The 12,179-nt window shown below is 60.0% G+C and carries 10 protein-coding genes; 4 read left to right on the top strand and 6 right to left on the bottom strand.

All coding sequences use genetic code 11. From position 1 onward, the window contains the following. Positions 1-154 precede the first annotated feature (154 nt). The 4 genes from BFP90_RS01855 to BFP90_RS28715 all read right to left on the bottom strand — a co-directional run bounded on the left by BFP90_RS01855 (position 155) and on the right by BFP90_RS28715 (position 4,948). Positions 155-367 carry a hypothetical protein gene (locus BFP90_RS01855; protein ID WP_065895817.1) on the bottom strand — a complete coding sequence of 71 codons (213 nt, stop codon included), beginning with the start codon at positions 365-367 and terminating at the stop codon, positions 155-157. A 141-nt stretch (positions 368-508) separates the two neighbouring features. Next, positions 509-2,746, bottom strand: a complete 2,238-nt coding sequence (locus BFP90_RS01850) for a TonB-dependent siderophore receptor (protein WP_065893034.1) — start codon at positions 2,744-2,746, stop codon at positions 509-511. A 128-nt stretch (positions 2,747-2,874) separates the two neighbouring features. Then, the gene (locus BFP90_RS01845) at positions 2,875-4,617 is read right to left on the bottom strand and encodes a phosphoethanolamine transferase CptA (protein WP_065895816.1); all 1,743 of its coding nucleotides are present in this window, start codon (positions 4,615-4,617) and stop codon (positions 2,875-2,877) included. A 154-nt stretch (positions 4,618-4,771) separates the two neighbouring features. Then, positions 4,772-4,948 (bottom strand): DUF6026 family protein, encoded by a 177-nt coding sequence (locus BFP90_RS28715; RefSeq protein WP_163003427.1) that lies wholly within the window; start codon positions 4,946-4,948, stop codon positions 4,772-4,774. A gap of 259 nt (positions 4,949-5,207) precedes the next feature. Here BFP90_RS28715 and gnd point away from each other — a divergent pair, with 259 nt between their 5' ends. From gnd to BFP90_RS01830, 3 genes are read left to right on the top strand one after another with little or no spacing between them, the layout of a single operon-like run. Then, positions 5,208-6,191, top strand: coding sequence for a phosphogluconate dehydrogenase (NAD(+)-dependent, decarboxylating) (gene gnd / locus BFP90_RS01840; RefSeq protein WP_065887395.1), 984 nt, complete (start codon positions 5,208-5,210; stop codon positions 6,189-6,191). Continuing rightward, complete coding sequence (gene zwf, locus BFP90_RS01835; protein ID WP_065887394.1) at positions 6,188-7,711, top strand: glucose-6-phosphate dehydrogenase; 1,524 nt, start codon at positions 6,188-6,190, stop codon at positions 7,709-7,711. The genes gnd and zwf overlap by 4 nt, the downstream gene beginning before the upstream one ends. Then, positions 7,708-8,532, top strand: a complete 825-nt coding sequence (locus BFP90_RS01830; RefSeq protein ID WP_065893032.1) for a Cof-type HAD-IIB family hydrolase — start codon at positions 7,708-7,710, stop codon at positions 8,530-8,532. The genes zwf and BFP90_RS01830 overlap by 4 nt, the downstream gene beginning before the upstream one ends. A gap of 53 nt (positions 8,533-8,585) precedes the next feature. On the opposite strand, the gene BFP90_RS01825 is transcribed toward BFP90_RS01830, so the two are convergent. Then, positions 8,586-8,846: a hypothetical protein gene (locus BFP90_RS01825; protein ID WP_065895815.1), complete on the bottom strand. Its 261-nt coding sequence runs from the start codon at positions 8,844-8,846 to the stop codon at positions 8,586-8,588. 328 nt (positions 8,847-9,174) lie between these two features. Between BFP90_RS01825 and BFP90_RS01820 the strand changes: the two genes are divergently transcribed. Then, positions 9,175-10,500: a sigma-54 dependent transcriptional regulator gene (locus tag BFP90_RS01820; RefSeq protein ID WP_065895814.1), complete on the top strand. Its 1,326-nt coding sequence runs from the start codon at positions 9,175-9,177 to the stop codon at positions 10,498-10,500. 754 nt (positions 10,501-11,254) lie between these two features. Here the strand turns inward: BFP90_RS01820 and BFP90_RS01815 are convergent. Further along, the coding region (locus BFP90_RS01815) for a hypothetical protein (RefSeq protein ID WP_065895813.1) at positions 11,255-12,179 on the bottom strand (925 nt) is incomplete at its 5' end.

Below are 12,179 nucleotides of genomic sequence, written 5' to 3'. Positions count from 1 at the left end.
TGAGAACGATCAAGGAACGATCAATTGTTGTTATGGAACAAGTCACTTTAATAAAAGCACTGCAAAAAAAAGGCGCCATTGAATGGCGCCCAATAAAACCTTTGCCAAAGGAGCGGGTTGGCACAGGGTACTTGCGGATTAACTCAGTATTAAATCAACTTTTGGGTTGGGCGGGTTCGGCAGTAGTGGCTTTAACCGGTTTGCCATCGGCGGACGCAACTTGCTGTTCGGCCTTGCCGTGAGTTGTTTCCTGAATGAAGCTGAAGTTTTTGTAGAACTCCCTGGAACGCTCTGAACCGCCCTCTGCAAAGGCGGCGGCGGAGGTCAGGGTCATCAGACTGGCAAGCATCAGTGTCGAAAGTTTCATGACGGTATTCCCATTAAGAGTGATAGGTGTCCGGTCACTCCATGATCGGATCGTGGGGCGACTATGGCGCTATCTTATTAAGTGGGAATTAACGAAATTGCCCCGCGAAGTTAATAGTTTTTAACTTCGCAGGGCAGGGTGCTACAGCCTCCAGTCCAATGCCAGGGTAATCGAGCGCGGATCGCCCCAATACACGCCATTGTAAAAACCGACGCGCTCGTAATATTTCTTGTCAAACAGATTATTGACGTTGATCGACGCCGTCAGCTGCTCGTCGAACTCGTAGCGCGACATCAGGTTGACCACGGTGTAGCCCGGTTGCTCGATCTTTGCCCGCGTGGTGATCAAGTTGCCTTTGTCATTGCGTTCGCCCGTGGGCCGGTTGCCGAACTCATGGATGTCGCTCTGCCAATTCACCGCGCCGCCCACGGTCAGGTTGCGCCAGGCCCCCGGCAGGCGATAAGCGCTGGATATTTTCAGCAGGTTCAACGGCTGGCCGGTGTTGTTGCGCTGGCCGGTACCATTCACCGAATGGGTGTAGGTGTAGCCGGCGGTCAGGTTCCAGTCCGGTGTGATTTCGCCGGCCGCCTCCAGCTCGAAACCCTTCACCTTGTTACCCTTGCCGCCGGATTTATAGTATTCCTCGCCGGTGACCGGGTTGGGCGGCACCGCGTCATCGCGCTCGGCAACGTTGTCCTGGGTGCTCCAGAAATACGCCGCCGCCAGGTTCAGGCGCTCGTTGAGCACGCTGCCCTTGAGGCCAACTTCATAGTTGCTGCCAACCACCGGCTCCAGGTATTTCTTGTTCACATCTTTCGCGCTTTGCGGCTTGAAAATGTCGGTGTAGCTCGCGTAGACGGTGTATTGCGGCGTGATGTCGTACAGCAGCCCGGCGTAGGGCGTGAACATATCGTTATGGGTCTGGCCGGTCTTGCCGGAAGCGGTCAGTTGATTGTTGGCGTTGTATTCGGGGGTGGCGCTTTCCAGCTCCCAACTGCCGTAGCGGCTGCCGAGTACGGCATGCAGGCGGTCGGTCAGGCTCAGGCGAGTGGCGAGGTAGCCGGCTTTCTGTTGTTTCTTGCTGTGCTCGCCCTTGAGGTCGGTGACCTCATCGGTGAACTTGCCGATACCGCCCATGTGCTTCCAGTCCGCGATGGGGTAATAGCTGGCAGGCAGATTGTTGCGCATGAAGGGCGAAGTGTCCCGTTGCGCGGCCTCGCCATAGCCCATCATCAGCGCATGTTCGCGGCCCAGCAGCGCGTAGCTGCCGGCCAGGTTGAGGTCGATGGCTTCCATTCTCGACGTGCCGCGCATATGGCTGGCCCAGGCGGTCATCCCGCTGCGGTCGGCATTGGGGAAACCCGCGCCGCCGTAGTACACCTTGCCATCGGTATCGCTCTGGCGATGGGTGTAGGCGGCCTTCAGGTGCCAGTCGCCGCCGAGGCGATGGTCGAGGGTGGCGAAGGTGGTCTTGTCGGTCAGCGGCCAGGAACTCCAGTGCGCGGCCATATTGGTGGAGCGCGACAGCCCGGCCTTGCCGCCCTGGCCGTTCCAGTAGGGCACGGTGCCCCAGGACGTGCCTTGTACCTGCTTGTCCTGGTAATCGAAACCTACGGCCAGCACGGTGTCGTCGGACAGGTCGCCCTCGAGAATGCCGTAGCCGACCGCGCGCTGCAGTGCATAGTTATCGCGCAAGGATTTGCTGTCACGGTACGCCAGTACGCTGCGCCCGCGCAGTTTGCCGTCGAAGGCCAGCGGGCCGCCGACGTCGAGGTAGCTGTAATAGTTGTCATGGGTGGCGCCACTGATCCCGGTTTTCGCCTGCCATTGGGCGGTCGGGCGCTTGCGTACCATATTGACGGTGGCCGAAGGATCGCCCGCGCCGGTCGTCAGGCCGGTGGCGCCGCGCACCACTTCGATACGGTCATAGATGATGGTGTCGGCATCGCTCTTCATGTAGCCGAAGGTGTTGAGCATCCCGTCAATCTGGAAGTTGTTGATGCCGTAGCCACGGGAGGTATAGGACACGCGGTCGGAGTCATTGTGCTGGACGTTGATGCCGGTGGTCTGGCGCAACACATCGGTCAGGGTGTTGAGGTTGAAATCATCCATCTGCTGGCGCGTGATCACCGAGATCGATTGCGGGGTTTCCTTGACTGACAGGTTCAGGCGGGTGGCGGTGCTCATTGAGCCCGTGGTGTAGGCGCCGGTGTGCTCGGTGGTCGCGCCCAGGCCGTCGGCGGTGACGCGGGTGGCGCCCAGTTCGAGGGCTCTGGCGGGGGCGTGTTCGGGGTCGGTTTCGGCCAGCAGTTCAGCGCTTGGCGCAAGGCTGAACAGGCCCAGGGTAAGGGTGATGGAACGGGTGAAAGGCGCGAGCATCGCGGCGAACTCCTTGTCGTCTTTGAGGCCGCCCCGGAAAGGGCGGGTATGGCTCAAAGACGAAAGGAGGCGCGGAACTTTAGGCTTTAACGAGAATGATTATTATCTTTCGTTTATAAACATCTCTGTTACTTGACCACCACCTCGGTGCTGTCGGCCTTTTTCGGTTTGATCAGGCTGAAGTCGATCAAGGCTTTCTGCTTGGTTTCGTACGGGTTACCGATCAGCCGGGGACGCGGCTTGAAGCTGTCACTGACCAGGCTTTTGCTGCGGTCCAGCTCGTCGAAGCTCAAACCGGCCAGGTCCGCCCAGGTGTGGATCAGCTGCGAGCTGCTGTAAGGCCGCTGCAGGTCGCCGGCGAAGCTCCAGTCGTGGCTTTCGCGCCACTTGGGTGAGGCGTAGGCCATAAAGGGAATGGTGTACATCGGCGCGGTCGGCTTGCCTTCGTTGCGGCCCAGGGTGTCATGGCCGACAGAGTCGAACACGTCTTCGCCGTGGTCCGACAGGTACAGCAAAAAGCCGTTGGGGTCGGTCTTGGCGTAGTCCTTGATCAGGCTCGAGACCACGAAGTCGTTGTACAGCACGGCGTTGTCATAGCTGTTGTACGTCGGCAACTGGGCGTCGCTGACACCCGGCGGCACGCCCTGGCGGTCGGTGAACTTGTCGAACGTCGGCGGATACCGGTACTGGTAGCTCATGTGCGTGCCCAACAGGTGCACCACGATGAACTTGCGCTCGGCGGTATCGGCCAGGGCCTTGGAAAACGGCGCGAGTACATCGCCGTCGTATTGGCGGGCGTTCTGGTTGCGGTTGTTGTTCAGGTACACCTGCTCGTCGGCCTGTTCGGAAAAGGTCGTGAGCATGGTGTTGCGCTTGGTCATGGTCTGCTGGTTGGTGATCCAGAACGTCTTGTAGCCGGCCTGTTTCATCACGCTGACGATCGACGGCGTCTTGAGGTACAGGTCAGGGTTTTCTTCGTCGGCGAAGGTCAGTACCTGTTGCAACGCTTCGATGGTGTAGGGGCGCGGGGTGATGACATTGTCGAATACCGCCAGTTGGTCGCGCAGCTTGTCCAGTTCCGGCGTGGTATTGCGCGGGTAGCCATAGAGGCTCATGCGCTGGCGGTTGGTGGACTCGCCGATCACCAGTACCAGCGTGGACGGCTGGCCGGCCATGCTGTCCTTGAGGTTTTTCAAGGGTGGAATCTGGCTGGCGCTGGTCAGCATGCCTTGCATGTTGTCCAGTTGTTCGGTGTAGCGGCGGTAGGCGACGATCATCTGCCAGGGCACAGCCGGTTCGATCCGGGTTTCAAAGCGGTCGATGGCCTGTTCCATGGTGTCGCTGGTGGCGATCTGCTTGACCAGCGGGTAGCCGACAATCGCCAATACGATGGCGATGGCCGCCACGATCGACTGGCCGCGCGGCAAGTACACCGGGCGCAAGCGTGTCCACAGGAACACCGCGAACGCGGTGTGGGCAATGAACGCCAGCACGATCCACCAGGCAAAATACTGGGTGGCGTATTCGCCCGCTTCAGAAATGTTCGACTCGAACATGATGAAGATCACGCTCTGGGAAAATTCCTGCTGGTAAATAAAGAAGTAACCCAGGCTGGCCATGGAGCAGGCCCACAGCACCACGCCGATCACGGCGGCCAGTACCCGCGTTTGCCGGGGGAACAGCAGCATCGGCGCCAGCCACAGTGCACTCATGAAGAATGCCTGGCGGAAACCACTGAAGCCGGACGTACCGGTCAGTTGGATAAGCAGTTGGGTAATACCCGAGAAATACCAGAAAAACAGGAATAACCAGCCAAGGCCGGCCCAATCAAAACCTTTCGCAGTCGTCGTGCTGCGTTTGAACATCGCCATCCAGCGCCCCATCAGAAAATGATCGTCGCGCACACGCGCGCAACATCGGGCCGCTCAGAACATGAGCGGCATCGCGGGCGGGAGTATCGGGACAGGCGTGTGAAAACTTTGTGAGTTTTCTGTAGGTATTGCCTTACAAACTAACCAAAGGCGTTCAGCAGAGTGCGGGCTTGGCGCCGGACGGCAGCTCCAGCTGGGCCTGGAGGTGGGAACGCAGGCGCAGGACTTCCTGTTGCAACTGATCGCGCTCGTCCTTCAACTGACGCAATTCATCGCGGCGGATGCTGACGTAGAGGGTCTGTGGCGGTCGGGTCATCTGTGCTGTGCTCATTGCTTGCCTCGCAAATAGCCGGGTAGATCGCGCCGCCGAAACAGGTGAGCGGCAGCAGTCGTGGCAAGTTTGAATTCTTTTTCACATCAAGGGAACTTTTTTATTTTTGGTGGTCGTGTGACTTTTGCCGCTGTGATGGTGAAATGCTGGCAACTTTTTTAGCATGAAACTACGCGGATCCGCTCTGGACTAACCCTCATTAGCCTCATTGCGCTATAAACTATGTCACACATTTTTTAGCAGTTAGGAGCATCAGCACATGCAACTGGGGATTATCGGACTAGGCCGCATGGGCGGTAACATTGCGCGGCGCCTGATGCTCAATGGGCATACCACCGTTGTATATGACCGTAACGAAGCCTTTGTCAAAGGCCTGAGCGAGGAGGGCGCCACCGGCGTCGCCGACTTGAAAGCCCTGGTGGCCGGCCTGCAAAAGCCTCGCGCTGTGTGGGTAATGTTACCGGCGGGCGCTCCCACCGAAGACACCATCAATGAACTGAGCGGGCTGCTGGAAAGCGGTGACGTGATTATTGATGGCGGCAACACCAATTACAAAGACGACGTACGTCGCGGCAAGGCCCTGGCGGAAAAGGGTCTGCACTACGTCGACGTCGGCACCTCCGGCGGCGTGTGGGGGCTGGAACGCGGCTACTGCATGATGATCGGTGGCGACGTCGAAACCGTGCAGCGCCTTGATCCGATCTTCAAGAGCCTGGCGCCTGGCATCGGCAGCATCCCACGCACCAGGGACCGTTCGGCCTCCGCCGACCCGCGTGCCGAGCACGGCTATATCCATGCCGGCCCGGCGGGCTCCGGCCACTTCGTCAAGATGATCCACAACGGCATCGAATACGGCATGATGCAGGCGTTTGCCGAAGGTTTTGACATTCTCAAGACCAAGAACTCGGACAACCTGCCCGAAGACCAACGCTTCGACCTGAACGTGGCCGACATTGCCGAAGTCTGGCGTCGTGGCAGCGTAGTGTCGTCGTGGCTGCTGGACCTGACCGCCGACGCCCTGGCGACCGATCCGAAGCTGGACGGCTATTCCGGTTCCGTGGCTGACAGCGGCGAAGGCCGTTGGACCATCGAAGCGGCCATGGAGCAGGCGGTGCCGGTACCGGTGCTGTCGACGTCGCTGTTCGCCCGTTTCCGTTCGCGCCAGCAGAGCACCTACGGTGACAAAATGCTCTCGGCCATGCGCTTCGGCTTTGGCGGCCACGTGGAGACTTCCAAAAAATGACCGCCAACGGCAAGAAACCCAAGGCCGAACCCGCTCCACCCACTACCTTGTTTCTGTTTGGCGCCCATGGCGACCTGGTCAAGCGCCTGCTGATGCCGGCGCTGTACAACCTGAGTCGCGACGGGCTGCTGGGCGATGGCCTGCGCATTGTGGGTGTTGATCACAACGCCATCAGCGACGCTGACTTCGCCAAGAAACTCGAGGACTTCATTCGCACCGAAGCCGCCGGCAAGGTCCGGGGCAATGCCGACAATGGGCTGGACCCACAGTTGTGGGCCCAGTTGGCCAAAGGCATCAGCTACGTCGAGGGTGACTTCCTCGACGACAGCACCTACGCCGATATCGCGCAGAAAATTGCCGACAGCGGCAGCGCCAATGCGGTGTTCTACCTCGCGACAGCACCGCGCTTCTTCAGTGAAGTGGTGCAGCGCCTGGGCAGTGCCGGGTTGCTCGATGAGACGCAGGAGGGGTTTCGCCGCGTGGTCATCGAGAAACCGTTCGGTTCCGACCTGGCCAGCGCCGAAGCGTTGAATGCGTGCCTGCTCAAGGTGATGAGCGAGAAGCAGATCTATCGCATCGACCATTACCTGGGCAAGGAAACGGTGCAGAACATCCTGATCAGCCGTTTCTCCAACGTGCTGTTCGAGGCGTTCTGGAACAACCATTACATCGACCACGTGCAAATCACCGCCGCAGAAACCGTCGGCGTCGAAACCCGGGGTAATTTCTTCGAAAAAACCGGCACGCTGCGGGACATGGTGCCCAACCACCTGTTCCAGTTGCTGGCCATGGTCGCGATGGAGCCTCCGGCAGCCTTCGGTGCCGACGCAGTGCGCGGTGAGAAGGCCAAGGTGGTCGGTGCCATCCGGCCCTGGTCCCTGGAAGATGCGCGGGCCAACTCCGTGCGCGGCCAGTACACCGCCGGTGAAATCGCCGGCAAGCAACTGCCGGGCTATCGCGAAGAAGCCAATGTCGCGCCTGACAGCAGCACCGAGACCTTCGTTGCGCTCAAGGTGATGATCGATAACTGGCGCTGGGTCGGCGTGCCGTTCTACCTGCGAACCGGCAAGCGCATGAGCATTCGCGACACCGAGATCGTGATCTGCTTCAAGCAGGCGCCTTACGCGCAGTTTCGCGACACCGACGTCGATGAGCTCAAGCCCACCTACCTCAAGATCCAGATCCAGCCGAACGAAGGCATGTGGTTCGACCTGCTGGCCAAAAAGCCCGGGCCGACCCTGGAAATGGCCAATATCGAGCTGGGGTTCGACTACAAGGACTTCTTCGAGATGCAGCCGTCGACGGGCTATGAAACCCTGATCTACGACTGCATGACCGGCGACCAGACCCTGTTCCAGCGCGCCGACAATATCGAGAACGGCTGGCGCGCCGTGCAGCCGTTCCTGGATGCCTGGAAAGAAGACGATGGCATCCAGACCTACAAGGCCGGCGAAGATGGCCCGGCGGCGTCGGATGCATTGCTGGCCCGCGATGGCCGTGCCTGGCATAGCCTCGGATGAGTGATGCAGCGATTCATCCCATCCGTTTTATCCTCAGTGATGTGGACGGCACCTTGCTGCATCCGGATCACAGCCTCAGCCCGCGCACAGCCGATGCGATTCGCGCGTTGCGTGATGCCGGGGTGTTTTTCAGCCTGGCCAGCGGGCGCCCGCCCAAGGCCATGATGCACCTGATCGAGACCTTCGGTATCGACGTGCCGGTGGCGGGTTTCAACGGCGGTACGTTGATCAACCCCGATGGCAGCATCCTGGTGGCCCACCATCTGCCGGCGGAAGCGGCGTTAGTGACCCTGGCACTGTTCTCGGCCGAACCGGATGTGGAAGTCTGGGTGTTCGCCGATGGCGACTGGCTGCGCCGTGACTCGCCCGGGCCGATGGAGCAGCGCGAAGCCGACGGACTGGGGTACGGGCCGGTGGTGGTGGAGAGTTTCGAGCCCTACCTGGACCGGGTCGACAAGATCGTCGCCGCGAGCAATAACACTCAGTTGCTGGTGGAGCTGGAAGCGCAGTTGCAGCCGAAGGTAAAGGGCCTGGCTCAGGTCTCACGTTCGCAGCCGGTTTATCTGGATGTGACGGCGATGCTGGCGAATAAAGGCGAGGCCTTGAAGACCCTGGCGGCGCACCTCGAGGTGCCGCTTGCGCAAACGGCAGCCATTGGCGACGGCGGCAACGATCCGGCGATGTTTCAGGTGGCCGGTTTATCGATTGCCATGGGCCAGGCGGAAGAAGCCGTCAAGCGTCAGGCCAGCGTGGTCACCGGCAGCAATGTCGAGGACGGTGCTGCCGAAGCGTTCGAGCGATTTATACTCAACGCGCGATAAGTAAGTGCAACTTCCGATCACTGTAATGCAGTGATCGGAAGTTCCCGCCTCACTTACTTGGGCATTGCCCATTGCTGCAACTGGTAGCCACTTTTGTCGAGCTCGGCACGGGCCTGCAACAGCAAGTCTTCCAATTGCGCCGGGTCAGTGTAACTGGTCGATGACAGCTGTTGGCTGCCGATACGGGTATTGGTGCGGTCGATGACGCTCAGGCTGAGGGCGCCATGACCGTCGTGCCAGGCCACGCACTGGAAGGGCTGGAAGGCACGGTCTGCAATCAAAAGAGCTTCGTTGATGCGCAGCGGAGCGTTCATGTGTGTCGTCTCTCTCTGTGCCCATTCAAGTGAATACCGGCGGTTGGGCTGACCGTGCGGTGGGTTACTTGTACTGATGCACGATGGTGGGGGGCGGGTCACATGCCAGGACAAGAAATTTTAACTTTCCCTGACTGAAGTCATCTAAGCGGCTGTTTTAAAAGCGGAACTAACGTTTGGCCGGTGGGCAACTTTTTACGGGTTGATGGCTTTTTGCTCGCACTTATAGCGAAAGGGTACAAGCACAGCGTCAATATTTTGATATGTTGCTGTCTTGTCGCTACAAACTATTGTTTCTATTAATAAAAACTGACGCCAAGGAATAGTCATGGTTGTGACTTCTGCGCAACGCCGCTTGTTGGTCGTCGACCCCTGCGAGGATTGTCACGGGTTGCTGCCCGGCTTGCGCACGGTCGGATGGGAAGTCGACAGCTGTACCCTCGAAGATGTCGGTGAGCGGTCCTGCGATGTCGGCCTGTTGCGGTTGCAGCCTTGTCATCTGGAACGGCCCGAGGCGGTCAAGGAGCTGATTGGTCGTAGCGGCACCGAATGGATCGCGGTACTCAGCCAGGACGTGCTACGCCTGCAGAACGTCGGGGATTTCGTCTGCGAATGGTTTTTTGACTTCCACACCTTGCCGTTCGATGTGTCGCGGGTGCAGGTCACCCTCGGGCGCGCCTTTGGCATGGCGCGCCTGCGCGGCAAGGGCAACACCCCGGTGGGTGGGCCTGAGCATGAGTTGCTGGGCGATAGCCGGCCCATTCGCGAACTGCGCAAATTGCTGTCGAAGCTGGCGCCCACTGAATCGCCGGTACTGATACGGGGAGACAGCGGCACCGGCAAGGAACTGGTGGCCAAGATGCTGCACCGGCAGTCCCAACGACATGCCAAGCCGTTCGTGGCGATCAACTGCGGAGCGATTCCTGAACATCTGATCCAGTCGGAACTCTTCGGCCATGAAAAGGGCGCCTTCACCGGTGCGCATCAGCGCAAGGTCGGACGCATCGAGGCCGCCCACGGTGGCACGCTGTTCCTTGATGAAATCGGCGATCTGCCCATGGAGCTGCAAGCCAACCTGTTGCGGTTTCTCCAGGAGAAACAGATCGAGCGCGTGGGCGGCAGCCAGCCCATCCCGGTGGATGTGCGGGTGCTGGCTGCGACCCACGTTGACCTTGAGGCCGCCGTCGAGAAGGGCGCCTTTCGCGAGGACCTGTATTACCGGCTGAACGTGCTGCAAGTCGTCACCGCGCCCCTGCGCGAGCGCCATGGCGACGTGGCGATGCTGGCCAATCACTTTTCGCGTTTCTATAGCCAGGAAACCGGCCGCCGCCCGCGCAGCTTCAGCGAAGAGGCCTTGGTGGCGATGGGCCGACACCCGTGGCCGGGCAATGTGCGTGAACTGGCCAACCGTGTGCGCCGTGGCCTGGTCCTGGCTGAAGGGCGCCAGATCGAGGCGGTTGACCTGGGATTGCAAGGCCCGCAGGCCGTGTCGCCGCCGATGGCGACACTGGAAGATTACAAGCACCGCGCCGAGCGCCAAGCGTTGTGCGACGTACTTCACCGGCACAGCGACAACCTGAGTATCGCGGCCCGGGTGCTGGGCGTTTCCCGGCCGACGTTTTACCGGTTGCTGCACAAACACCAGATCCGCTAGGTTTTTTTCAAAGGGTGCATGCAAATCAAAATGTGGGAGGGGGCATAGGCCACACACCGCCGTAGCCGGTAACCACGATGCGAAGCGAGCCGCTCTTGCTTTTGATCTTGATCTCAGGCGCCCCGTTAAACCACGCTGGCCGAACGCAGGCTTGAATCCGTGGGTAACCCGGCAGGACGCCGGGTTAGCCGCACTGGGCCATGGATGGCCCATTGCGGCGGCCCACGGATTCAAGCCGGAGAGAGGGCACACCGAGCATTAGCGAGGTGCCGAGTGGTGGGGCAAGAGCGTTTTGCTTACTTTTGCGCTTTTCAAAAGTGAGCCGCTGTAAAAGCGGAACCTATTGCAGCCGTTACCGCAGAAACGGATATGTACTCGGTCTGATCCACATCTTGGTCGGCCCTGAGGCCGCCATCGGGGGCAAGCCCCCTCCCACATTTGGGCCGGGATCGACACAAAATTCTGGTCGGCCCAGAGGTCGCCATCGGGGGCAAGCCCCCTCCCACATTGGACCGGGATCGACACAAAATCCTGGTCGGTCCTGAGGCCGCCATCGGGGGCAAGCCCCCTCCCACATTTGGGCCGGGATCGACACAACATCCTGGTCGGTTCTGAGGCCGCCATCGGGGGCAAGCCCCCTCCCACATTTGGGCCGGGATCGACACAACATCCTTGTCGGCCCTGAGGCCGCCATTGGGGGCAAGTCGAATCGTCGCACCGCCCCTCCCACATTTAAAAAGTGTTTACCTCTCAATCAAAAGTAATACGGGAATTTCAGACTGAACGTGAAGTCAGGCGCGTCATCGGTCATCCCGATCGCCAGGTTCGGCACGATGGTCAGGTTATCCGAGGCCGCAATCGTCATGCCGACGTTGAAGTAGCCCGCATTCGCATCGCTGGACACCACCGACTGCCAGTCGCCGCCGTCCGGCTTGAGCTTGCTTTTGCGCTGCACCAGGTCGGACACCGAGAACGACATGCTCATTTTTTCGTTCAAGGCAAAGGCTACGCCGACACCGAACTGAAAGCTGTCGCCCAGGCGCACCTTGCCGCCCACCTTCTGGTTGACCTGACTGCTGATGTCATCGAACGAGTCTTCGAAGTTGTGGGTGTACGACAGCGAGCCGAACAACACCGCAGGGTCGAAGGTCTTGACCAGGGAGATGCCCGGTGTGACCGACCACACGCCGTTGCCCGTCGGCAGGCTTTCGGGCAGGTAGAGGTTGTCGTTGCTCGGTTGCCTGACCAGTTTGATGCCAAACGGCTCTTTACCCGTAGGCGCCTTCACCCGCACCGACACCACGGCGTCCGGCAGGTTAGGGGTTTCATCGAGGAATTTGTACGCCACGCCGAAGTTGACGTCGCCAATGGTGGGGTCGCGGGTCACGGACGCTTCCGAGGTGGCCGTGGCATCGTTGCCGGCGCCGCCGGACTGGTAGGTCGATTCGCGGTAGACCACCGGCACGTTGAGGTCGAACTGCCAACGGTTATCGAGGTTGTAGCGGCCGGTCAGGTCCAGGGTCCAGCTGTCGGATTTGATCCGGTCCAGGTTGATGTTGCCGAGAAAGATCGAGTCCAGCGCCAGGAAACCATTGAGGGTCAGCTGGCGGGCGTCGTAACGGGCATAGGTGATGCCGGTCTCGAGGCTGAACTTGCCGTTGCCGAAAAAGCCGCTGGCT

Source organism: Pseudomonas sp. 24 E 13 (assembly GCF_900004715.1).
In the GTDB taxonomy this organism is placed as follows: Bacteria; Pseudomonadota; Gammaproteobacteria; order Pseudomonadales; family Pseudomonadaceae; genus Aquipseudomonas; species Aquipseudomonas orientalis_A.
The sequence above is the reverse complement of the archived record's forward strand: the minus strand, read 5'-3'. Positions and strand labels throughout refer to the sequence as shown.

Excerpts from the sequence above, each read along its gene's own strand:
- BFP90_RS01830 (WP_065893032.1), top strand. The coding sequence starts at position 7,708 with ATGAGTGATGCAGCGATTCATCCCATCCGTTTTATCCTCAGTGATGTG.
- gnd (WP_065887395.1), top strand. The coding sequence starts at position 5,208 with ATGCAACTGGGGATTATCGGACTAGGCCGCATGGGCGGTAACATTGCG.
- BFP90_RS01845 (WP_065895816.1), bottom strand. The coding sequence starts at position 4,617 with ATGGCGATGTTCAAACGCAGCACGACGACTGCGAAAGGTTTTGATTGG.
- BFP90_RS01825 (WP_065895815.1), bottom strand. The coding sequence starts at position 8,846 with ATGAACGCTCCGCTGCGCATCAACGAAGCTCTTTTGATTGCAGACCGT.
- BFP90_RS01820 (WP_065895814.1), top strand. The coding sequence starts at position 9,175 with ATGGTTGTGACTTCTGCGCAACGCCGCTTGTTGGTCGTCGACCCCTGC.
- BFP90_RS01855 (WP_065895817.1), bottom strand. The coding sequence starts at position 367 with ATGAAACTTTCGACACTGATGCTTGCCAGTCTGATGACCCTGACCTCC.
- BFP90_RS01850 (WP_065893034.1), bottom strand. The coding sequence starts at position 2,746 with ATGCTCGCGCCTTTCACCCGTTCCATCACCCTTACCCTGGGCCTGTTC.
- BFP90_RS28715 (WP_163003427.1), bottom strand. The coding sequence starts at position 4,948 with ATGAGCACAGCACAGATGACCCGACCGCCACAGACCCTCTACGTCAGC.
- zwf (WP_065887394.1), top strand. The coding sequence starts at position 6,188 with ATGACCGCCAACGGCAAGAAACCCAAGGCCGAACCCGCTCCACCCACT.